This is a genomic window from Frigoribacterium sp. Leaf44 (assembly GCF_001421865.1).
Taxonomy (GTDB): domain Bacteria; phylum Actinomycetota; class Actinomycetes; order Actinomycetales; family Microbacteriaceae; genus Frigoribacterium.
This window is the reverse complement of sequence record NZ_LMLG01000001.1, coordinates 224,462-246,911: the sequence shown is the minus strand read 5'-3', so window position 1 is coordinate 246,911 and position 22,450 is coordinate 224,462. Positions and strand designations below refer to the sequence as shown.

Here is a 22,450-nt window from a genome sequence, read left to right as displayed (position 1 = left end):
GGTCACGTGACCGGGGCGCGCCTCCGTCGTCGTGGCGACCCGCGCCTCCTCGGCGGCGTCGGCCGCCGGACGTCAGACGATCGGCTTCTCAAAACAGATCGACTGCGGGATGGTCGTGACGTAGGGCTCGTAGGTCGGGATGCGGGTGAACCCGATCTTCTCGTAGAGGGCGACGGCGTCGGGCTGGCGATCCCCGGTCTGCAGGATGAGTCGGCTCGCACCGCCCTCGCGGGCGACCGTCTCGAGCTCGGCCATCAGGAGTCGGCCGATGCCGCGGCCGCGCTGACCGTCCGCGACGATCACGCGCTTGACCTCCCATTCGCCGTCCCGGCTCTGCACGAGGGCGTGGCCGACGGGCGTGCCGCCGTCGGCACCGTCGTCGGCGACCACCAGCACGGTGGCCAACACGTTCGACGGGTGGACCGTGAGGGCGGCGTTCCGCGCCTCGACGACGGCGACGGGCTCGACGACGTCGCGGTGGTAGCGGACGGTCATCTCGGCGTCCATGGCGTCACGCAGGGCGACGGCACGGGGGTCGTCGAAGGCGACGCGTTCGAGGTGGAGCGGGGGCAGGGCGGAGGGAGCGGTGTTCGTCACCAGACGATTCTGCCCCCTCGGGCGGGACCCGGTGGACGTGCTACAGGCGGACGCCGCGCGCCGACATGAACGGCACGGGGTTCGTCGAGGCGCCGCCGACGCGGGTCTCGAAGTGCAGGTGGCAGCCGGTCGAGTTGCCCGTCGAGCCGACGAGCGCGATCAACTGGCCCGCGACGACGCTCTGCCCACGGGACACCTTGATGCCGCCGTTGACGATGTGGCCGTAGGCGGTCGAGACGCCTCCGCCGTGGCTGATCTGGATGTAGTTGCCGTAGCCGCCGGTCAGGCCCGCGAAGGTCACCGTGCCCGAGGTCGCGGCATAGATGGGGCTGTTGCAGCCGGGGGCCAGGTCGATGCCGTCGTGCATGCGGTAGACGCCGGTCACCGGGTTGACGCGCATGCCGTAGCCGCTCGACATGTAGCCGGCGCTGGGACGCACCCAGCCCGAGCCGGTCGAGGCACCGCCGCCACCGGACGAACCGCCGCCGGTCGACGGAGCGGGTGCGGGAGCGGAAGGCGTCGAGGGCCGGGCGGCGGCGGCCGCGGCAGCCGCGGCGCGCTGCTGACGGAGGGCCTCGGCCTGGCGGGCGGCCTCGGCGGCCGCCGCGGCCTTGCGGGCTTCTTCGGCCTGACGTGCGACCTCGACGCCGGTGGCGTAGTCGGCCTCGGTCTGCAGGCTCTGGTCCTGCAGCACGGCGAGCTGACCCTGGAGGCGCGACTCGTTCTCTTGCTGGGCGGCGACGGCGGCCGCGGCGGCGTCGGACGCGGCCTGCGCCTCGTCCATCGAGACCTGGGCGGCACCCTGTAGCTTCACGAGCGCGTCCGAGGCGACCTTGGCCTGGTCGGACAGCGACTGCGCCACGTTGCGGTCGTTCACGGCCTGCTGACGGATGCCGTCGGTCTGCTCGGTGAGCTTGCTCATCGCGCCGAGCCGGTAGAGGAGGTCGTCGGCCTGCTCGGTGTCGCCCACGAGCTGCGACGACACGTTGCCGCCACCCGTGCGGGCGAGCTGGGCCGAGACCTGACCGGCGCGCTGCTCGCTGGCGTCGGCCACCGCGGCCTTCTCGTCGGCCTGCGACTGCAGTTCGGCGAGCTTGGCGGCACCGGCGTCGGCGTCGGCCTGGGCCTGCTCGAACTCGGCACCGAGACGCTCGGCCTCGGCCTGGGCGGTGCTGGCGTCGCTCGCGAGCTGATCGAGCAGCCCCTGGATGCGGCTGACCTCGGCGGCCTTGGCCGACTCGCTCGACCGGGCGGCCTGGACGTCGTCCCACGAGGGGTACGAAGCGGCCTGCGCGGGCGAGGCCCCGAGCACCGTGCCCGACACGACGAGCGTGAGGCTGAGCAGCACCGTCGCCACGGCGGCGGCGACGCCCTGTCGGCGGGGCAGGGTCACGGGCGAAGTCACGGAGGAGCACCTATCTCTGGTCGGCCCCGAGCCCGCAGGACGCGCCGGATCGACGGTCGTCGGGGGGTGGGGAACCCGATCAGCCTACGGGCGGAAACGGGAAGGGTAAACCCGCACATCAAGGTTTCTCGTCATCGGCTTGTCCCCAGTCGGGGGTTCACAGGGGGATGCACGACACGACTCCAGTCACACGAGTCACACGATCTGTACCCCGAATGACGAGGAGGCGCGGGTCGGCGACACCCGTCGCCCACGACGACAGGCATCGCCCGGGCGGGCCGGGACCCGGCGCCGGGGACCGGACTCGGGCGCCGATGCCGACGGACCCGGTCGCGGAGGTGGACGGACCCGGACGCGCCGTCCGGGTCAGTCGACGAAGGCGGAGTTGAGACGGTGCAACGCCGCGGCGAGCGCGTCGACCTCGGCGGCCGTCCACCCCTCGAGCCGGTCGGCGAGAGCGGACCGGTTGGCGTCGACGGACCGGGCGAGCAGATCACGACCACGGACGGTCAGCGTGAGCGCCTGCCCTCGTCGCCCCTCGACCGCGGCCCCCTCGCCGGGCTCGACGAGGCCCAGCTGGACGAGTCCGCCGAGCTGGCGCGAGACGGTCGACCGGTTGAGGCCGAAGTCCGCCGCGATGTCGGTGGCTCGGCACCCGGGGTGGGCCGCGATGAAGGTGACGAGCGAGTGCTCGACGAACGACAGCGGGGCGCTCTTGTGCCGGGCGCGGGCGACGGCCCGTCGGGACACGGTCTCGAGCTCCGAGTAGACCGTGTCGATGCCTTGCTGCCCCCGCTGGTCCGTCACGGGGCCAGCCTAACGGCGTGCCGTCGGGAACACCGAGGGGGTCGATTGTGTTGCATACTGCAACTGTAGACCCGACGGGCAACGGCGCCCCCGACCACGAGGAGCCCCGTGACGACCACCGACCTGACCCTGCACCGCCCGGACGACGGCGCGCGCCCCGACCCCGACTCGTTCCGCGGCGACCCTCTCCGTGGGCGGGACGACCGACCCGACCCGCGCCTCCATCGCGGCCACCAGCACGCCGGGCCCACGACCGTGCGCCGCCCGCGACCCGACGCCGCGGCCTGGCGGTCCCTCGGCCTGCACGTGCTCATCCCCCTCTTCCTGGCCACCGGCATGGCCCTCGCCTACCTCGGCGCCTTCGGCCACCCGACCCCCCACCACGTGCCCGTCGCCGTCGTGGGCAGCTCGGCCCAGAGCGAGGTCTTCGCCCAGCAGCTCAACGACGCCGACCCGGACGCCCTCGACGTGCGCACCGTCGCGGACGCCGACGCGGCGCGCAGGCTCATCACCGACCGCGAGATCTCGGGTGCGTTCGAGGTCGGCGCCACCGACGCGACCCTGTACGTCTCGTCCGCGGCGTCCGACACGACCGCGAGCGTCCTGCAGAAGGTGTTCGGACCGGTCGCCTACGAGCTCGGCCTGCCCCTGAAGGTCGACGACGTCGTGCCGAGCGGCGAGGGCGACCCAACGGGACAGGGACTGTTCTTCCTGCTCGTCGCCCTGAGCGTCGGCGCGTACGCGAGCGCCGCGGCCATCTCGGCGGCGAGCGCCCGGCTGGGACTCGGCTCGCGCCTCCTCGCCGGTGTCGTCACGGCCGCCGTGATCGCGGCGATAGGCACCGTCGTCGTCGGCCCCGTCTACGGTATCGTCACGACCGGCCTGTGGGGCGTGGCACTCGTCAGCTGGTTGTACGTCACCGCCGTCGTCGTGATCGGCATCGGCCTGCACCCCCTGCTGCGCCACTGGACGACGCCGGCCCTGACCATGCTGTTCGTCATGTTGAACTTCACCAGTTCGGGCGGCGTCTTCTCGTCGCAGCTCGTGCCGCCCTTCTTCGGGGCGTTGGGTGCCTTCTGGAACGGCTCCGCCTGGCTGCACGCCACGCAGTCGATCGTGTACTTCCCCGGCCAGGGCTGGGGCCGGGCCGGGCTGACGCTCTCGCTCTGGCTCGCAGCCGGTCTCGCCCTCGCCGGACTCACCCATCTCTGGAGCGTGCGCCGCACCCGGCTCGCGAACGAACGCGTGGCCGTCCGCGAGGACGAGGAGGGCATCGCGGCCTGACCCGGCAGGGGGCGCGGGCCGACCCGGCAGGCGTCGCGGGCCGACCCGGCAGGCGTCGCGGGCGCGTGCGAGACTCGACCGGTGACGACGACGCACGAGACCCTCCGGCCACCCCGACGCGACGAGCGCAACTGGGCCGACAGCTTCAGCTACGGGGCGACCCGGGTCGTGCAGCCGACCACGGTCGACGAGCTGAGCGAACTCGTCGCCGGGGCCCCCCGCATCCGGGCGCTGGGCACACGCCACTCGTTCAGCGACGTGGCCGACGGCCCGGGGCTGCTGGTGTCGACCACGGCGTTGCCCGCCGACCCCGTGATCTCGGACGACGGCCACAGCGTCACCGTCGGGGCCGGCACGAACTACGCCGTCCTCGCGCAGCACCTCGACCGGCACGGACTCGCCCTGCTGAACATGGGGTCGTTGCCGCACATCTCGGTGGGTGGCGCGATCGCGACCGGCACCCACGGCTCGGGACTCGGCCTGGGGAGCCTGTCGAGCGCGGTGTCGGCCCTCAAGATCGTCGGGCCCGACGGGTCGCTCCGGACCGTCCGTCGTGGGCAGCAGGGCTTCGACGGCAGCGTCGTGGCCCTGGGCGCCCTCGGCGTGGTGGTCAGGGTGACCCTCGACGTCCAGCCCGGGTTCCGCATGCGGCAGGACACCTACGTCGACCTGCCCTGGTCGAGCGTCGAGGACCACTTGACGGACGTCATGGGAGCCGGTCACAGCGTCAGCTTCTTCCACGAGTTCGACCACCGCATCCGCGAGGTGCTGGTCAAGTCGCGCGTGCCCGAGGGCCTCGCCGACGTGTCGATGCCCCGTGACCTGTGGGGCGCCCGCCCCGCCCCCGTCGACGAGCACGCCGAGGTCACCGGCACGAAGTCGACCCCGATGGACGGCAGCGTGGGGTCGTGGGCCGACCGGCTGCCGCACTTCCGCATCGACGCCACCCCGTCGGTCGGTTCCGAACTGCAGAGCGAACACTTCGTCGCCCTCGAGGACGGTGCGGCCGCACTCCGCGCCGTACGACACCTCGGCGACGAGCTGCGCCCGCACCTGCACACCTGCGAGACCCGCACCGTCGCGGGCGACCCGCTCTGGTTGAGTCCGACACCGCAGGACAGCCTGGCCATCGCGTTCACCTGGAAGAAGCACCCCACCGAGGTCGCCGCCTTGATCCCCCGGATCGAGGAGGCGCTGGCACCGTTCAGCCCGCGCCCCCACTGGGGCAAGCTGTCGGCCCTGCCGCACGCGGCGATCGTCGAGGCCTACCCCCGGCTGGCCGACTTCGCCGCGCTCGTCCACGAGGTCGACCCCGAGGGCAAGTTCTCCGGCCCGGCACTCGAGCGCCTGCTCGCCTAGCCGTGCCGGGCGGCCGCCGGATCGGGGGTCGGACCGAGAGTCGGCCCCGGTGCCGGACCGACGGTCGTCTCGACGGTCAGTAGGACTCGCCGGTGGGATCGGCCGCGTCGAGGTCGAGCAGTTCGGCACCGCCGACGGGCAGGCCCTGCCAGGTCCGGAGGCGCCAGCCGCGATCGAGGGTGCCCTCGAGCGTGACGACGCCCGTGTTCTCGAGCAGGTGGTGCCGGATGAACTCGTCGTCGGCGTTGACCGCCCGCGACCCGACCCAGGCGCGGATGGCCGCGCCGTGGCTGACGGCGGCGACCGTCTCGTGACCGTCACGCTCGCCCGCGACGATCAGGTCGGCCAGCGCCGCGTCGTAGCGAGCGAAGAACTCGTGCCCGTCTTCCGATCCGGGCACCCGCGCGTCGAGGTCACCCTCCGCCCAGGAGAAGACGCAGCCGACGTAGGCCGTGACCGCGGCGGCGTCGCTGCGGTCTTCGAGGTCACCCGCCTTCACCTCGCGCAGCCCGTCGAACACCGTCGGCGTCAGCCCCGTGGCGGCGGCCAGAGGAGCCGCGGTGAGCTGCGTGCGCACGAGCGTGCTGACCGCGAGCGCACCGACCGTCTCGTCGGCGAGGGCCGTGGGCAGCGCCTCGGCCTGGCGCCGACCGAGGTCGGTGAGCCCCACGCCGGGGGCGACGGTGCCGAGCTTGCCCTCGACGTTGTCGGGGGTCTGACCGTGGCGGATCAACAACAGGCGCATGATCGTCCACCCTAGGGCGGACCTCCGGCACGGTCGGCCGGTCGGCCGGTCAGCCGGTCGGTCGGTCGACGAACGCGACCCGCGCCTCCCGGACTCGGTGCGCACGTCCCGGCCCGCGCCTCCCGGACTCGGCGCGCACATCCCGGCCCGCGCCTCCTGGACTCGGTGCGCACATCCCGGCCCGCGCCTCCTGGACTCGGCGCGCACATCCCGGCCCGCACATCCCCTCCGCCTGTGCCATTCCCGACCGTTGCCGGCCGCGTCGACGTACCGAACCCGACAACTCCCCCGGGACACGCCGCTCACCTCCGTGCCGCACCGGCATGTCACGGCGCCTCTGTCGCGAAATGCTCAGCGCGCGGGCGGCGGCGGCGGCAGGGACAGGGAGGCGGAAGGCGAGGAGGCGCGGTGCGGCCGGGCGGTCAGGCGTCGGGCCAGAGGCGGCCGGCGTCCACGACGACGTCGGCCCGGGCGCGGGTGGCCCGGACGAGCCGGGCGTTCGCCTCGTCGGGGCCGGCGGCCCAGGCCTCGGCGGCCTCGGGCGTCATGCCGAAGCGGACGTGGCGGTCGACGAGCCAGCGGCGTCGGAGCCCGGACGGGGTGTCGACGAACCACACCTCGTCGAACGCCGAGCGCACCTCGGGCCACGGCGCGAGCTCGGCCAGCAGGTAGTTCCCCTCGCTGACCACGACCTCGACGGACGGATCGACCTCGACCGCGCCGCCGATCGACTCCTCGACGCCCCGGACGTACTCGGGTGCCCACACCGTCCCCGACCGCCACCGCAGCCGCTCGAGCAGGGCGAGGTAGCCGTCGGCGTCGAAGGTGTCGATGGCTCCCTTGCGGTCGAGACGGTCGAGTCGGGCGAGGGTTGCACCGGCGAGGTGGAAACCGTCCATGGGGACGACGACGGCGCGCACCCCGACCCGCGTGAGGCCCTCGACGGCGGCCGCGGCCGCCGTGCTCTTCCCGCCACCGGGCTCACCCGCGACGCCGATCAGGGTGCGGACGGGCGTCGGGGCCGACCCGACGGCCGAGGCGAGGCCCGCGGAGGAGCCGAGCCGCGCCTCCTGCGTCCGGGCGTGGACCGCGAGGGCACGGGAGACGAGGTCGTCGACCGAGCCGATCGGTGCGACGGTCACTCGGGGCGGCCGGCCGAGCCGGGACGGGTGCCGTCGTCGTCGCCGACGTCGGCGGTGCGCAGCTCGGTCAGGGCGGCCTCGCGGCGCGACCGGCGCCAGGCGAGCAGGGCGTGCAGGGCGATCGGCACGACCGACAGCACGACGAGCACGACCGCCAGCACGTCGATGTGGTCGCGGATGAACGGGATGCCGCCGAGCAGCGAGCCGAGCACCGTCATGCCCACGGCCCAGAGGAAGGCGCCCGTCACGTTGAAGAGCAGGAACTTCGGGTACCGGTAGCCCGCGGTCCCGGCCGCCAGAGGGACGTAGGTGCGGACGATCGGGACGAACCGTCCGAGGATCAGGCTCGTGCCGCCGTACTTCGCGAAGAAGGCCTCGGCACGTTCGAGGTAGGCCGTCTTCAGGATGCGCGCGTCGTCCGTGAAGAGGCGGCGGCCGAATCGGTTGCCGAGGAAGTAGCCCACCTGGTCGCCCAGCACCGCGGCGACGAAGGCGCAGAGCGCGATCACCCAGACCTGCAGCCCCAGCGCCTCGTGCAGCACGCCGGCGGTGAAGAGCAGCGAGTCGCCGGGCAGGAAGGGGAACAGCACGCCCGACTCGATGAAGACCATCAGCGAGATGCCGGCGAGGGCCCAGGGCCCCAGGGCGGGCAGCAGCTCGTCGGGGTTGAAGAGGACGAACCCCCCACCGGTCGAGGCGGGCAGGGCGGCGAGCAGGGTGTCGGCGATCACGAGGGACGACTGTAACGGGTCGACCCCGGGACGCGGCGTCCACCGAGCGGACCACTCGTGCATCCACCGGTCTCGGCCGGGCGGGGGATGCCCCGGGCGCACCGCGCCCCTAGCCTGGGGCGATGCGGACACCCCTCAGCATGCCGACGACAGGACGCACGCGATGATCGAAGCCCGGAACCTCACCAAGATCTACGGAGACAAGCGCGCGCTCGACGACGCCACCTTCACGGTCCGACCCGGTCTCGTCACCGGGTTCCTCGGCCCGAACGGCGCCGGCAAGTCCACCACCATGCGCATGATCGTCGGACTCGACCGCCCCACCAGCGGCAGCGTCACGGTCAACGGCAAGCGGTTCGCCGACCACGCGGCCCCCCTGCACGAGGTCGGCGTCCTGCTCGACGCCAAGGCCGTGCACACCGGTCGCAGCGCGCACGACCACCTGCTCGCCATGGGAGCCACCCACGGCATCGGCAAGAAGCGCGTCGACGAGGTGATCGCCCTGACCGGCCTCGAATCGGTCGCGAAGAAGCGCGTCGGCGGGTTCTCGCTCGGCATGGGCCAGCGCCTCGGCATCGCCGCCGCACTGCTCGGCGACCCGGCCACCGTCATCCTCGACGAGCCCGTCAACGGCCTCGACCCCGAGGGCGTCGTCTGGGTGCGCACCCTGGCCCGCTTCCTCGCGAGCGAGGGCCGCACCGTGTTCCTCTCGTCGCACCTGATGAGCGAGATGGCGCAGACCGCCGACCACCTCATCGTGCTCGGGCGCGGCAAGGTGCTCGCCGACTCCCCCATCTCGGACGTCATCTCACAGGCCTCGGGCGACGCCGTCCGCGTCCGCAGCCCGCACGCCGACCACCTCGTCTCGTTGCTGCAGGGGCCCGACGTCGCCGTCACGGCCGTCGAGCCCGGCGTCGTCGAGCTGCGCGGCATCACCGCCGAGCGGGTCGGCGACCTCGCCGCCTCGTCCGGCGTCGTGCTGCACGAGCTCACCCCACTGGTCCGCTCGCTCGAGGACGCGTACATGACCCTCACGCAGGACTCCGTCGAATACCACGCAGGAGGCGCGGCGCGAGGCAGCCACGTCGCCCCCGACACGCAGACCCCCCAGGGAGCGACCCGATGACCGCCACGACCCCCACCCGTCACCGCGACCGACCCGCGCGCCCGACCTCGAAGCTCACCTTCGGCGGCGTGCTGCGCAGCGAGGTCATCAAGCTGCGCACGCTCCGCTCGACCTGGTGGTGCCTGTCGATCATGGTCGTCATCATCGTCGGCTTCGGTGCCCTCTTCGCCCTGAGCGCGGGCCTGTTCCAGGCCGGCGAGGCCAGCACCGAACAACAGCAGCAGATCGTCGCGCAGTCCGTCTCGGTCGGCGTGGTGTTCGGCCAGCTCGTCGCGTCGATCCTGGGCGCCCTGGTGATCACCGGCGAGTTCGGCACGGGCATGATCCGGTCGACCTTCTCCACGGTGCCCAAGCGCCTGCCCGCGGTCGTCGCCAAGCTCGTCGTGGTCGCGCTGACGCTCTTCGTGGTGTCGCTGGTCGCCCTCGTCCTGACCCTGCTGATCAACAGCGCGATCCTGCCGTCGAACGACATCACGGTCGACTTCGGCGACGGCGCCCTCTGGCGGAGCGTGGTCGGTGCCGCGGCCTCGATCGCCTTCATCGGCATGATCGCCTTCTCGCTCGGGGCGATCATCCGCAACGGTGCCGGTGCCATCGCGGCCTCGGTCGGCCTGGTCTTCGTGCTGCCGATCATCGTGCAGATCTTCACGGCGTTCGTCGACGCCGCGTGGGTGTACACGCTGGCCGAGATCATCCCGCCGAACGCCGCCGCCCGGCTCTACGACTACGTCGTCTCCGGCCAGTCGGCCGTGGCCCTGCCCAGCCCGGACGGAGCCCTCGTCCTCGAGCCGTGGAGCGCTCTGCTCGTGCTCGTCGGCTGGGTCGTGGTGCTCTTCGGTCTGGCGCTCGCGCTCGTCAAGCGACGCGACGTCTGACCGACCGGCACCGCGCCTCCTCGGGGTGACGTCGGGGCGTTCGTGACGGATCGGGAAGAACCGGACCGTCTCGTACGTTCGGACGCACAGGCATACCCGCCGTCACCTCCGAGGAGCCCCATTTGAGCATCGACCCCTCTCCCCCGACGACCGTCGGCGACAGCCGAGCCGGCGAGAGCCGAGTCGGCGACACCGCGACAGCGGGTGCCGACGGCGACCAGGCCGGCACCGAGGCGCGCAACAAGCTCGTCATCGGGCTGCTGCTCGTGTCGGCTTTCGTCGTGATCCTCAACGAGACGATCATGGGCGTCGCCCTGCCGAGCCTCACGCGAGACCTCGACATCACCGTCACGGCGGGGCAGTGGTTGACCACGGGCTTCATGCTCACCATGGCCGTGGTCATCCCGATCACGGGCTTCCTGCTGCAGCGCTTCAACACCCGCCCGGTGTTCATCACCGCGATGAGCCTCTTCAGCCTCGGGACGGCCATCTCGGCGATCGCCCCCGGCTTCGGCGTATTGCTGCTCGGACGCGTCGTGCAGGCCTCGGGCACGGCGATCATGATGCCGCTGCTGATGACCACCGTGCTCACCCTCGTGCCGCCGGCCACGCGCGGCCGCACGATGGGCAACATCTCGATCGTCATCTCGGTCGCCCCGGCCATCGGTCCGACGATCTCGGGCGTCATCCTGAGCGTGCTCGAGTGGCGCTTCATGTTCATCCTCGTGCTGCCGATCGCCCTCGCCGCGCTCGCGCTCGGCGCCGCCCGCGTCAAGAACGTCACCACGCCGAAGAAGGTGCCCCTCGACGTCACGTCGGTGATCCTGTCGGCCTTCGCCTTCGGCGGCATCGTCTTCGGGCTCAGTTCGATCGGCGAGGGGGCCGAGGCCGCCGTCCCCGCCTGGGTGCCGCTGGCCGTCGGCGTCGTCGCGCTCGTCGCGTTCGTGCTGCGCCAGCGCTCGCTGCAGCGTCGCGACCGCGCCCTGCTCGACCTGCGCACGTTCTCGTCGCGCACCTTCACGATCTCGGCGTCGGTGCTCGGCGTCGGCATGATCGCCCTGTTCGGCACCCTGATCGTCCTGCCGATCTACCTGCAGAACGTGCACGGCCTCGACCCGCTCGCCACCGGGCTGCTGCTGCTGCCCGGCGGTCTCGTCCAGGGCCTGCTGTCGCCCGTCGTGGGACGCCTGTTCGACAAGTACGGCCCGACCGTGCTGCTCGTGCCCGGCACCACCCTCGTCAGCGCCGTGCTGTGGTTCATGTCGACGGTGTCCGAGTCCACCCCGATCCCGATGGTCCTCGCCGCCCACGTCGCCCTCAGCATCGGCCTGGCCTTCATGTTCACGCCGCTGTTCACGTCGGGCCTCGGGTCGTTGCCGTCGAACCTGTACTCGCACGGCAGCGCGATCGTCGGCACGGTGCAGCAGCTGGCCGGCGCCGCCGGCACCGCCGTGTTCGTCACCGTGATGACCCTCGCCGCCACCGCGGCCGCCAGCCAGTCCGGTGCCGGTGCCGCCGCGACCGGAGTCGGCGTGCGCGCCGCGTTCCTGGTCGGGGCCATCATCTCGGTGTTCGCCGTCGTGGGGTCGTTCTTCGTGCGGCGCCCGCCGGTCGTCGAGGGCGCCGAGCCGGTCGTCGCGCACTAGCCTGCCGCGACGCACGGCGCGGGACGCACGGCGCACGGCGCGGGAAGCGGATCGTGCGACGCGGGCCGCGCATCGCGCGACGCGGGACGCGGGACGCGCATCGTGCGTCGTGCGTCGACGCTGTGCGCTTCGGCGCCTCGTGATTCGCGACTTTCGAGCTGCCGATGGTCACGGCCCTCCACTGGGGAGGAGCCGACCATCGGCAGCTCGTCGCCGTGTCGATCGACCGTGAGGTCGAGGACCATCACAGCACCGACGGCCCGAACCGCGTGATGCCGTGCCCGGACCGCCCGATGGCACCGGCGTCGTACCCGCGCCCGCGCCACCTCAGCCGCTGCGGGTGCGGGTGCGGGTGCGGGTGACGGCAACTCCTGTCCTGGGGCGCGCCCGGCCTCCGGGTCCCTGTCTTCCTGGTCCGCACCTCATCGCCGGTCCTGCGTTGCCGACGCGCACCCCCTCAGCCCCTGCGGTTGCGGGTGCCGACTGCGGTGCTCCACCAGTTCGCCCATGAACCGCTGGGTGCGGGTGAGGCTGCAGGTGCAGGCAATTCCTGCCCTGAGGCGCGTCCCGCCTCCGGGTCCCTGCCTTTCCGTCCCGCGCCTCTTCGGCCGTCCTGCGTAACCGACACGCACCTCCTCAGCCCCTGCGGGTGCGGGTGCGGGTGGCGGCAACTCCTGTCCCCGGATGAGCCCCGCCTCTGGGTCCCTGTCTTTCCGGCCCGCGCCTCCTCGGCGGTCCTGCGTTACCGACCCGCGCCTCCTGGGGCTGCTGCTTCCTCGACGTACGGGCCGATGCGGACACGGGCTTCGAGCGCGAGTAGCGTCCTGGCACGTGCAGATCATGCAGACTTGCAGTCCGCGCACCCGTCGTCACGCACCACCGGGAGGCCGACCCATGACAAGCTCACCCACCACCTCGCCGAACGGCGCCTCGGGCGGAGGCACGCGCAGCCTCGTCCCGGCCCGGATGGACCGTCTGCCGTGGACGAGGTTCCACTGGTCGATCGTCGTGGGCCTGGGGTTCTCGTGGGTGCTCGACGGGCTCGAGATCCAGATCGTCGCGTCGGCCGGGTTCCAGGCCGACCTGGGGCTCACCGCAGCCGAGGTCGGACTGCTGGGCACGATCTACCTCGTCGGCCAGGTCTTCGGGGCACTCATCTTCGGGCGGATGGCCGACAGCCTCGGGCGCAAGAAGCTGTTCATCCTGACCCTGGCGATCTACCTCGTGGCGAGCGCCATCGCGGGCCTGTCACCGAACTTCGTGTTCCTGGCCGTGTTCCGGTTCTTCGCCGGGGCGGGGATCGGCGGGGAGTACGCCGCCATCAACTCTGCGATCGACGAGCTCATCCCGTCGAAGTACCGAGGACGCGTCGACATCGCCATCAACGGGACGTACTGGGGCGGCGCGGCCCTGGGCGCCACGGCCAACATCTTCCTGCTCGACCCGAACCTGTTCGCCGAGAACGTCGGCTGGCGCATCGGGTTCTTCATCGGCCCGGTGCTCGGACTCGCGATCATCTACCTGCGCCGCCACATCCCCGAGAGCCCACGGTGGCTGATGACGCACGGACGCGAGAAGGAAGCCGAGGCGACGGTCGACGACATCGAGGCCCGCGTCGAGAAGGACGAGGGCACCGGCCACCTCACCCCCGTGTCGGACGACCAGGCCATCGAGGTGGTCGCCGCGGGGCGGATCGGGTTCGGCACCATCATCCGCACCTTGGTACACGACTACCCGAAGCGCACCTTCGTCGGCGCCGCGATGATGATCACGCAGTCGTTCCTGTACAACGCGATCTTCTTCACCTACGCGCTCGTGTTGCAGAACTTCTACGGCACGAGCCCCAGCAGCACGCAGTACTTCTTCCTGATCTTCGCCGTGGGCAACCTGCTCGGACCTCTCGTGCTGGGGCCGCTGTTCGACAGCTGGGGTCGGCGTCAGATGATCTTCCTGACGTACGCCGTGTCGGCCGCCGTGCTGGCCGTGTCGGCGATTCTCTTCCAGGCGGACGTGCTGAACGCCGCGACGCAGACCGCGTTCTGGAGCGTCTCGTTCTTCTTCGCCTCGGCGGGCGCCTCGTCGGCGTACCTGACCGTGAGCGAGATCTTCCCGCTCGAGCTGCGGAGCCAGGTGATCGGGTACTTCTTCGCCCTCGGCCAGATCGTCGGGGCCGTGGCCCCGAGCCTTTACGGCGCACTCATCGGCGACGGCAGCGACCGGGGGCCACTCACGGGCGGGTACTTCCTGGGCGCCGGCGTCATGCTCGTCGGCGGCGTCATCGCACTGATCTTCGGGGTCGACGCGGCTCGTAAGTCGCTCGAGACGATCACCACGCCCCTCTCGGTCGTCCCTGCGTCGAAGGAGCCGCCGCGGCGCTGACGTGGCCGTCCCGGGCCGGGCCGGGCCGGGCGGGGTTGCGCCCGGCGGGGCCGGGTTTAGCCCGGCGGGGCCGGGCTGGCTGCTCTCGAGATCACCCCGCCGGCAATTCCTGACCGGTACGCCACCGAGGAACCGCCAGGCGCCAGCGTCTGCGGCCCCGGGGCCCGAGCACCTGCGGCAATGAGGAGTTGCAGGCACCCTCGACCGGACGCGTACCGCCCGCAGTGTGGACCAGTGCCTCGATCGCCTCGGCCGTCGACCGCCATCTGTCCCGCACCATCTGGGCGCTGGCCCGGAACGGTATCCGACCTTCGCGGGCGATGTCCGCGTCCTTGACCCGATCCTCGTCGAAGCGCCGCTCGTGGTGCGCTCGTCCGTCGGTCTCGAAGCCGATGATCCCGTCGACCACCATGTCGATGATCTTGTTCGTCCCCTCGATGCGAACCTGACGCACGACATGACGTCCTGCGCGCCGAAGTCTCGTTCCGGCGGCGCTCTCGAGGATGCTCTCCGCGCCTCCTTCGCTCCATGCGACAAGGCCGGCAGCGTCCGCCCTCTTCCGGGACAGCACCTCGGCGGCGTCGTCATCGTCGTGGACGATGCCCTCATCCCTCGCCCAGTCGACGAGGATCACGGCGTCTTCGAAGGATCGCGCCTCGACGACCGCACGAGCCAGGGCGTCGCGAGGATCGACCGCCCAGGTCGAACCCCGGCCGCTCAACTCGACGGGGTCCCACACGACGCGGACCCCTCGGCGCCTCCGGAGGCGCGAGGCCGTCTCGGGCACCGACACCGTGACGGGTGGTCGGCGCGACGACCAGGACCAAGCTCCGAGCAGGTGGAGGGCGGACGCACCCGTGAGTCGGCCACCGACGGCCACCGCGATGTAACGGGGGTCATGGGACGACCACGTCGAGTACCACCCCCGCCGAGGTCTGCTCACGCTGCGCGATCGAACGGCAGCGGTGAGGTGTCGGTCGGTCGCCCCGGAGGCAACCAGGTCGCGTTTGTGGAGCACCCCTCCAGCGGACGAGACCAGTTCGGCGATGGTGGTCATGTCCACGAGCGTGTCCGAGTCGCGGTGACCGTCTCGCCCGGGTGCCACGTGTCGGGGACGGACGGCGGGTGCAGCCCGTTGGGGACGAGACGACTCCGAACCGGTGCGGCCTTCCACCACCTCGGCGGGCATGTCGCCGGGAACTCCTGGCCCCTGCCGAACCCGAGCGCGGCCCGCGGGGACCGGCGGACCGGCACCGCCCGTCGACTGGAGTTGCCGACCGTGCTGGGGAGGTGCCGGGAACTCCTGCACGGGGCGCGCGCATCGTGACCAAACCAGGATGGGACGGCCTCGGGACGGCAGCAGGCAGGAGTTGCCGTCCAGGGCCGAAGGGTGGCGACGGCAGAGGGTCGGAGGCCCGGGATGAAACGCGGGAGACGGGGCTGGACAGGACAGGCCAGGACAGGACGGGACGGGACGGGACGCGGCTGGACAGGACAGGCCAGGCCGGGACGCGGATCAGGAGGACGAGACAGCCGGTGGCATGCGCGCGAGGTCGGCGCCGATGCCGATGTCGACGAGGACGATGCGCCCGACCCGCTCCGCGCCCGGGCCCACGAGTAGCCCGACCTTGTGTCCGCCGAACGTGACGGTGACGTCCGCCGGAAGTACGAAGGGCGGATCGGGGAGCGCTCCGTCATCCACTCCGATGCCGCTCGGAACGTCGACGGCGACCACGCGTGCCGCACGCGCCGCAGGAGCGCCCGCCGAAGCTGCACCTCGACCCGGGTGCGACCCCGCACCTGCATTCGTCCCTTCGCCCGTCCCCGGCTGCGCCGTCCCGGGCGTCGGCGGCTGCGCCGTCCCGGACGCCGACGCAGCCGCAGTGCGCTCACCCGGCGCAAGAGCCGCACCCGCACTCCCCGGCGCAGCCGCAGTGCGCTCACCCGAGCCCCGCGTCGCACCCCCGACGACCGGCAGCACCGCCTGCACCACGCGCAGGGCGTCCCCCCGCAGCCCCACACCGTCGGAGCCCGTCCCGACCAGTCCGTCGAGCACCACGTCGTACGCGGGCAGAGCTGCCGCCACGACCGCAGGATCGCACCACGCGTCGACGTCGTCGAGGACGGCCCCTGCCGCGAGCGCCGCGGCCAGGGCGGCCTCGTGCATCCGCGACCCCACCGGCACCACGGTCACCGCGCCGCCCTGCGGTACGAGTTCGCGGGCGAGGGACTCCCCGGCGTAGAGCGTGTCACCCCCGTTGTTGCCGCTTCCGACGAGCAGCAGGACCCGACCCGCACGACCGTCCCGAGAACGCGAGGAGGCGCGCACCATCTCGCGCACGACGTCCGCGAGTCCGTCGGCGGCCCGCCTCATCAGGGTTTCCCCTGCCTCCAGATGGGGGCGCTCCGCCTCGCGGATCTGTGCCGCCGTCCATGCCTCGACCATGCGTCCAGCCTCCTCCCCTCCTCCGCCGGAGGACCGGGCCTGCGCAGCCGCGGCCCCTCCGCCGAGCCGAGAGCCCCGGGCCACCCGGACGCCTCCGTCGGGCACGACGCCGGACCAGCCCGCGAGGCACCGACCGGGTCGGCAACTCCTGTGCTGTGATGCCGCCAGGGTCGGTGGTGTCGCTCTCGGGAGGCGCGGGCGGCGTCGAGGAGGAGTTGCCGACACCCCACGCAGCGAGCAGAACGAGCAGAACGAGCGCAGCGAGCACTACGACCACAACCTGCAGGGGCTGCACGGCGCTGCCAGACTGTCGGGATGCGTGCGACCACCCCGAACCCCGTCGACGGCACCGAGATCGCCTACGAGGTCGACGGCGAGGGCCCTCCCCTGCTGCTCGTGCACGGTTCGGGCCTCTCGCGCGGCACCTGGCGGGGCCTCGGCTACCTGCGCGACCTGCAGCGCGACTTCACGGTGGTCGCCCTCGACATGCGCGGCCACGGCAAGAGCGGCAAGCCCCATGATCCCGAGTCGTACGCGATGGACCTGCACCGCGGTGACGTCGGCGCCGTGCTCGAGGCGACCGGCCTCGAGCCCGCGCACTACGTCGGGTACTCGTTCGGCGCCCGCATCGGGCTGTCGATCGCGGCGCACGAGCCCTCGCGCCTCCGCACGCTGACCACGATCGGGGGCAGCTGGGCCCCGATGAACGGCAACATCGGTGCGACCTTCACGCCCGACTGGCACGACGCCCTGACGACCGGCGGCATGGCCCGCTTCGTCGATCGCTGGGGAGAGACCATCGGCCGTCCGATCGACCCCGAGACCCGTCTGGCCTTCGTGCAGGACGATCCGATCGCCCTGGCCGCCTTCTTCACCGCGGCCGAGACGGGTGGCGGCCTCACCATCCCCCAGCTCGACTCGGTCGAGGTCCCCACGCTGCTGCTGGCCGGCACGCGCGACGTCGACCGCCACCGCGAGTCCCAGGAGGCCGCCCGCCGCATGCCCGCCGCCGTCTTCTACTCGCTCGTCGGCCAGGACCACGCCTCGTCGCTGCTGCCCGTCGACCAGGTGACCGACCTGCTGCGCACCTTCCTCGAGACCGTCGACGCCTGACCCACGCCCCGCCGGGTCGTCGACCGGGAGGCGCGGCGCCGGAGCACAGGACACCCCAGGGCGACCCCCGGCGCGCGCCCGCGCGTGACGGCTGCGAGAATGGACGCACCATGGGCATCAGTCGGCGAGCGTTCTTGACGGGATCGGTCTCGGGGGCCGCGATCCTCGTGCTGTCCGCCTGCACGACGGGGTCCCCCACGCCGACGGCCAGCCCCATCCCGTCAGCCACCACGCCGACGCCGACGCCGACGCCGACCGAGGCCGGCACGATCGTCCCCGCCGCCTTCCGCCGCAGTTCGTGGACCGACGACCCCTACTCGCGCGGGGCGACGAGCCACCTCACCCCCGGAACGTCCGACGCCGACCGCCGGTTGCTCGGCACCCCGCTCGACGACCGGCTCTTCTTCGCCGGTGAGGCCGTCGCCTCGACGATGGGCGGCACGGTCTACGGTGCCCGCCAGTCGGGCTTCGACGTCGCGGCTCAGGTCGCCGAGGTCGCCGCGGCCGACGAACGCATCGCCGTGATCGGCGCCGGCATCGCGGGGGCGACCGCGGCGCGCTCCCTGGTCGAGCGCGGCTACGACGTCGTCGTCGTCGAGGCCCGCGGCCGGGTCGGAGGCCGGGTCCACAGCGTGCACGACGACGACTGGCCCTACCCGGTCGAGCTCGGCGTGGGTCTGCTCGAGGGCCCCGATTCGGTGGCCCTCCAGGCCGCCCTCGCCGTCGCCCGGGTCCGGACCCGACCGCTCGACACCACCGTCGAGGTGCGGGCCTCCGACGGCACGGTCGACTCGCTCGGCGGTGCGGCCGACCGTCTCGGCCAGGCCGCGTCCTGGGCGGCCGCGCGCTCCACCACGACCGACGCCGACTCCGGCACGAGCGTCACCGACGCCCTCGTCGGGTCCGGGGCCGACCAGGCCTCGACTCTGCCCGGTCCCGACGGCGTCTCGGACGCCGACCGCCTCGCCCTCGTGCTCGACGCCCTCCTCCCGGCTCGCTGGGGCGCCGAGGCCGACGATCTCGCGGTCTCGAGCCTCGGCGACGACCCCGCACGCGACCTGCTGCCCACCGGCGCCACCGTGGTGACGGGTGGCCTGTCGAGCTTCGTCGCCGGACTGCTCGACGGCCTGGACGTCCTCCGCGACAGCAACGTCGTCCGTGTGCAGTACGGCGACCAGGGCGTCGGGCTGCGACTCGCCACGGGCGAGTCGCTCTCGGTCGACCGTGCCGTGTCGACGATCCCCCTGGGGGTGCTGAAGACCGGCGTCCCCGAGTTCTCACCCGAACTGCCGTCCACCCACGCCGACGCGATCGAGGCGCTCGGCGTCGGCACGCGCGAGGTGCTCTGGCTGCGATTCGACGAGGCCTTCTGGTCCACCCAGGCCACGGTCTGGGCCGTGCTCGACGACGACGCGCCCTACCGGCTCTTCGTCAACCTGATGCCGGCCACGGGAGCCCCCGTGCTGGTCGCACTGACGGGCGGTGGCGCGGCGACCGAGGTCGACGCCCTCGACGACGACGCGGCGGTGGCGGCGGCCATGCAGAGCCTGGCGCCCTACCTCGACCTCGTCGCGGCCGGGTCCCCCGAGCCCACCGACGAACCGACGGCCGACCCGACGTCCTGACCCGCGCCTCCTGGTCCGTCGACCGCAGGAGGCGCGGTGCGCGTCGTCGACGAGGCCCCGCCACCCTGCCGGGCCCGTGCGTGCGGCCGCACATGGCTGAGTGCGACGAGAGCGACGAGGACGCCGACGATCGTGCCCAGGGCGATGCCGTTGTAGAGCAGGAACTCGCCCGGCCAGGTCACCTGGGCCGGGTCGAGGAAGAAGTACGGGTACCAGCCGACGTCGGCCCCGCGGACGATCGTGAAGACTCCCCACACCAGGGGGAAGACCAGCACGACCGACAGCACCCGCCAGCGCACCCGCGGCCGGTCGGGCCCGAGGACCCAGTCGACGAGCACGAACGTCGGGATCACGAAGTGCAGCAGCTGGCTCGACCAGGGCACCTCGATGCGGTAATTGTGGCTGGCCGACTCGGCGACGATGATGCCGAACACGATGCCCGACACGATGACGTAGGTGCTGACCAGGGCGTGCACTCCCGCGAACCAGCCGGGCTCGCGTCGCCCGCGCAACGACACGACGCCCGCGAAGGCGAGCACCACCACGTTCGCCATGTTGCTCTGCTGCGTGAAGTAGCTGAAGTAGTTGATCGAGCTGAAGGTGCTGAACCCGAGCACGTAGACGAAGTCGGCGACGAGGGCGACGACGCCGACGGCGGCCGCGAGCAGGCGTAGGACGCCGACGAACCGTCGCACCGTGTCACGCCCTCCGGGTCTGGTCGGCTGTGGTCTGGGGAAACGTCGATCGTACTAGGCGCCCACCGGACGCCCGACGTGCCGAGGCCGGGCCCGTGCGTCGTGGCGACGTTCGGGCCCGGCCTCGGGTGCCTCGGCGTCGCACCGGAGTGCGACACCGTGCCGATCAGGGGATCAGCTGGGGATGTAGTTGAACTCGTCCGGGTTCGGGCCGGTGCGCTCGTCCTTGTTCAGGGCGGTGATCGCGGCGACGTCGGCATCGGTCAACTCGAAGTCGAACAGGTCGAAGTTCTCTTCCACGCGCGACCGGGTGACCGACTTCGGGAAGACGATGTCGCCACGCTGGATGTGCCAGCGCAGCGTGATCTGGGCGGTCGACTTGCCGACGCGCTCGGCGATCTCGGTGATGGTCTCGTCCTTGAGGACGCCGCCCTGGGCGATGGGCGACCAGGCCTCGGTGTGGATGCCCTTCGAGACGCCGAACTCGCGCAGTGCGTCCTGTGTCAGGTACGGGTGCACCTCGATCTGGTTGACGACCGGCACGACCGAACCCTCGTCGAGGACGCGCTCGAGGTGGGGCTGCTGGAAGTTCGAGACGCCGATCGACTTCGCACGGCCGCTGGCGTAGATCTCTTCCAGGGCCTTCCAGGTCTCGACGTAGTCGACGTCGATGCCGGGCAGCGGCCAGTGGATGAGGAACAGGTCGACGTAGTCCTGTTTGAGGGCGTCGAGCGTGCCGTCGAACGCCTTCAACGCGTCGTCACGCTTGTGGAAGCCGTTGTTGAGCTTCGAGGTGACGAAGATCTCGCTGCGGTCGATGCCGCTCTCGGCGATCGCCTCGCCGACGCCCGCCTCGTTGCCGTACATCTCGGCGGTGTCGATGTGGCGGTAGCCGACCTCGAACGCGGTGAGGGTGGCGTCCTTCGTCTCGGCCGGGTCGACCTGGTAGACGCCGAACCCGAGCTGGGGGATCTGGATTCCGTTGTTCAGGGTGATGGTGGGGATCGTGGTCATGTGTAGAGCCAACCACTCACCCCTGTCACTTCTTCCGAGGAAGCACTGGTGCGCGTACCCCGGGCGTGTTACAGTCATGAGTCGCTTGGGGCTCTCTTCTCAGAGGGTTCCCGTGCGGTGCCGACCGAGTCCACACCGGTGCACCGCCCGAAAAGCCTCGCGAGACGACCTCGCCGGATGCGCACGATGACCACCGATCATCGTTGCCCTACTTCTCCGGCCGCCGTCATCGCAGGCCCGACCACCGCCGTCAGGCGGACCACGAGCGCCCACCCGGCGCCTCGTGCCACGGATTCTGTCGCAACACAGAGCACACATCGAAATCGAGCATCATGAACGACATCATCAGCATCACCGGCACGGTCACGACCGCGCCCACCCTGACCACCGCCCGCCTCGTCGAGTTCGTCGTCGTCGACGACCGCGGCACCGAGTTCGCCGTCCGCGCCTGGCGCGACGACGTCACGGCCGCCGTGCGCGTCGGTGCCTCCGTCGTCGTCGACGGCGCCGCCGGTTGGGTCATCCCCGGCCGCAGCTGGCGTCACGAGCCGAGCCGCACGATCGTGCAGGCCTCGTCGGTCGAGGCCCGCGAGCTCGCCCTCGCGGCCTAGTCCGGCGCGACGCCCGAGGGCGCGACGACCCGAGGAGGCGCGGTGAGGCCGTCGGCCGCACCGCGCCTCCTGCGGACCCCGGCACCACGACGACGGGCCCGGCCACCGAGAGGTGACCGGGCCCGTCGTGCTGTCCGGGAACGCCGGGGTCAGAGCCCCTGGGCGCGGACCAGGATCGGCCGGTGGTCGCTGACGCCGGCCGGGAGCGTGACGACGTCCTCGATCTTGAGGTCGTAGCTCGTCGCGAAGTCGAAGTGGCCCTTGACGTACTTGTAGCCGAGGTAGGTCGGCGTCGAGCTGCGGGTCAGCACGAAGCCGTCGCGCTCGATGTGCTTGCGCAGACCGCCGTGGAACCACGGGTAGTTGAAGTCGCCGACCATGAGCATCGGCACGCCCGGCGCCAGGGCACGCATCAGACGGTGCGCCGACTCGACCTGCTTCTTGCGCAGGGCGTTCGTGGCCGTGAGCGGAGCGGCGTGGAACGAGCCGATCAACACGTCGCGTCCGCTCTGGCGGTCGGCCAGGTGCATGGCCAGCAGGCGCTCGTGAGCGGGCGACATGACGCGGTCGTGCATCGACTTCTTGAGCGCGTAGACGTTCGTCCCCAACAACTCGAACCGGGAGCGGCGGTAGTAGGCCGCGAGCCCGAGACGGTTGTTGTGGGTCGACGCCGCGAGGGCGAACTCGCCGAACTCGGCGGGGATGTCCTTGGTGTCGGCCTCTTGGAGGCAGAGCACGTCGGCGTCGTTGTCCTCGGCGAGCGACCGGATCTCGCCCTTGGCCGTGTGCTCGCGCAGGTTGTAGCTGACGACGCGCATCGTGTGTCCGTTGTGTTCTGTCACGAGTAGCG

20 protein-coding genes are annotated in these 22,450 nt (G+C 71.9%); 9 read left to right on the top strand and 11 right to left on the bottom strand.

Going from position 1 to position 22,450, the window contains the following annotated elements; genetic code table 11:
* Positions 1-72 precede the first annotated feature (72 nt).
* The 3 genes from ASE87_RS01180 to ASE87_RS01170 all read right to left on the bottom strand — a co-directional run bounded on the left by ASE87_RS01180 (position 73) and on the right by ASE87_RS01170 (position 2,809).
* On the bottom strand, positions 73-597 hold the full coding sequence (locus tag ASE87_RS01180) for a GNAT family N-acetyltransferase (RefSeq protein WP_043596225.1): 525 nt from the start codon (positions 595-597) through the stop codon (positions 73-75).
* Positions 598-637: 40 nt separating this feature from the next.
* Entirely contained in the window at positions 638-2,002 is a 1,365-nt protein-coding gene (locus ASE87_RS01175) for a M23 family metallopeptidase (protein ID WP_137847341.1), read from the bottom strand.
* Positions 2,003-2,368: 366 nt separating this feature from the next.
* The gene (locus ASE87_RS01170) at positions 2,369-2,809 is read right to left on the bottom strand and encodes a MarR family winged helix-turn-helix transcriptional regulator (RefSeq protein ID WP_043593105.1); all 441 of its coding nucleotides are present in this window, start codon (positions 2,807-2,809) and stop codon (positions 2,369-2,371) included.
* Between the two features lie 108 nt (positions 2,810-2,917).
* Between ASE87_RS01170 and ASE87_RS01165 the strand changes: the two genes are divergently transcribed.
* Both ASE87_RS01165 and ASE87_RS01160 read left to right on the top strand, forming a co-directional pair.
* Positions 2,918-4,093, top strand: a complete 1,176-nt coding sequence (locus tag ASE87_RS01165; protein ID WP_056225294.1) for an ABC transporter permease — start codon at positions 2,918-2,920, stop codon at positions 4,091-4,093.
* Positions 4,094-4,174: 81 nt separating this feature from the next.
* Positions 4,175-5,452 carry an FAD-binding protein gene (locus tag ASE87_RS01160; RefSeq protein WP_056225290.1) on the top strand — a complete coding sequence of 426 codons (1,278 nt, stop codon included), beginning with the start codon at positions 4,175-4,177 and terminating at the stop codon, positions 5,450-5,452.
* Between the two features lie 76 nt (positions 5,453-5,528).
* Here ASE87_RS01160 and ASE87_RS01155 read toward each other — a convergent pair whose 3' ends face one another.
* From ASE87_RS01155 to ASE87_RS01145, 3 genes are all read right to left on the bottom strand, one after another.
* Positions 5,529-6,197, bottom strand: coding sequence for a histidine phosphatase family protein (locus ASE87_RS01155; protein ID WP_056225286.1), 669 nt, complete (start codon positions 6,195-6,197; stop codon positions 5,529-5,531).
* Between the two features lie 422 nt (positions 6,198-6,619).
* Positions 6,620-7,339: a nucleoside/nucleotide kinase family protein gene (locus ASE87_RS01150; RefSeq protein ID WP_157489624.1), complete on the bottom strand. Its 720-nt coding sequence runs from the start codon at positions 7,337-7,339 to the stop codon at positions 6,620-6,622.
* On the bottom strand, positions 7,336-8,070 hold the full coding sequence (locus ASE87_RS01145) for a DedA family protein (protein WP_231567026.1): 735 nt from the start codon (positions 8,068-8,070) through the stop codon (positions 7,336-7,338). The genes ASE87_RS01150 and ASE87_RS01145 overlap by 4 nt, the downstream gene beginning before the upstream one ends.
* Positions 8,071-8,233: 163 nt before the next feature.
* Between ASE87_RS01145 and ASE87_RS01140 the strand changes: the two genes are divergently transcribed.
* The 4 genes from ASE87_RS01140 to ASE87_RS01120 all read left to right on the top strand — a co-directional run bounded on the left by ASE87_RS01140 (position 8,234) and on the right by ASE87_RS01120 (position 14,096).
* Complete coding sequence (locus tag ASE87_RS01140; protein WP_043593111.1) at positions 8,234-9,196, top strand: ABC transporter ATP-binding protein; 963 nt, start codon at positions 8,234-8,236, stop codon at positions 9,194-9,196.
* The gene (locus ASE87_RS01135) at positions 9,193-10,071 is read left to right on the top strand and encodes an ABC transporter permease subunit (RefSeq protein ID WP_056225283.1); all 879 of its coding nucleotides are present in this window, start codon (positions 9,193-9,195) and stop codon (positions 10,069-10,071) included. The genes ASE87_RS01140 and ASE87_RS01135 overlap by 4 nt, the downstream gene beginning before the upstream one ends.
* A 122-nt stretch (positions 10,072-10,193) precedes the next feature.
* Positions 10,194-11,717, top strand: coding sequence for a DHA2 family efflux MFS transporter permease subunit (locus tag ASE87_RS01130; RefSeq protein ID WP_369813984.1), 1,524 nt, complete (start codon positions 10,194-10,196; stop codon positions 11,715-11,717).
* An 894-nt stretch (positions 11,718-12,611) separates the two neighbouring features.
* Positions 12,612-14,096 (top strand): MFS transporter, encoded by a 1,485-nt coding sequence (locus ASE87_RS01120; RefSeq protein WP_056225277.1) that lies wholly within the window; start codon positions 12,612-12,614, stop codon positions 14,094-14,096.
* Positions 14,097-14,187: 91 nt separating this feature from the next.
* Here ASE87_RS01120 and ASE87_RS01115 read toward each other — a convergent pair whose 3' ends face one another.
* Positions 14,188-14,835 carry a hypothetical protein gene (locus ASE87_RS01115; protein ID WP_137847335.1) on the bottom strand — a complete coding sequence of 216 codons (648 nt, stop codon included), beginning with the start codon at positions 14,833-14,835 and terminating at the stop codon, positions 14,188-14,190.
* Between the two features lie 777 nt (positions 14,836-15,612).
* Positions 15,613-16,470, bottom strand: coding sequence for an NAD(P)H-hydrate epimerase (locus ASE87_RS15975; RefSeq protein WP_235472160.1), 858 nt, complete (start codon positions 16,468-16,470; stop codon positions 15,613-15,615).
* Between the two features lie 387 nt (positions 16,471-16,857).
* Between ASE87_RS15975 and ASE87_RS01105 the strand changes: the two genes are divergently transcribed.
* A complete protein-coding gene (locus tag ASE87_RS01105; RefSeq protein WP_043596371.1) occupies positions 16,858-17,655 on the top strand; it encodes an alpha/beta fold hydrolase in 798 nt (265 codons plus the stop codon).
* A 110-nt stretch (positions 17,656-17,765) separates the two neighbouring features.
* Positions 17,766-19,280, top strand: coding sequence for an FAD-dependent oxidoreductase (locus tag ASE87_RS01100; RefSeq protein WP_056225268.1), 1,515 nt, complete (start codon positions 17,766-17,768; stop codon positions 19,278-19,280).
* On the opposite strand, the gene ASE87_RS01095 is transcribed toward ASE87_RS01100, so the two are convergent.
* Complete coding sequence (locus tag ASE87_RS01095) at positions 19,211-19,975, bottom strand: Pr6Pr family membrane protein (protein WP_052505377.1); 765 nt, start codon at positions 19,973-19,975, stop codon at positions 19,211-19,213. The two genes, ASE87_RS01100 and ASE87_RS01095, sit on opposite strands and share 70 nt — an antisense overlap.
* A 174-nt stretch (positions 19,976-20,149) precedes the next feature.
* Complete coding sequence (locus ASE87_RS01090) at positions 20,150-20,989, bottom strand: aldo/keto reductase (RefSeq protein WP_056225265.1); 840 nt, start codon at positions 20,987-20,989, stop codon at positions 20,150-20,152.
* Positions 20,990-21,321: 332 nt separating this feature from the next.
* Here ASE87_RS01090 and ASE87_RS01085 point away from each other — a divergent pair, with 332 nt between their 5' ends.
* Entirely contained in the window at positions 21,322-21,600 is a 279-nt protein-coding gene (locus ASE87_RS01085) for a hypothetical protein (protein ID WP_043596376.1), read from the top strand.
* Between the two features lie 149 nt (positions 21,601-21,749).
* Here the strand turns inward: ASE87_RS01085 and ASE87_RS01080 are convergent, their stop codons facing one another.
* Positions 21,750-22,442 (bottom strand): endonuclease/exonuclease/phosphatase family protein, encoded by a 693-nt coding sequence (locus tag ASE87_RS01080; RefSeq protein WP_342212154.1) that lies wholly within the window; start codon positions 22,440-22,442, stop codon positions 21,750-21,752.
* Positions 22,443-22,450: the final 8 nt, after the last annotated feature.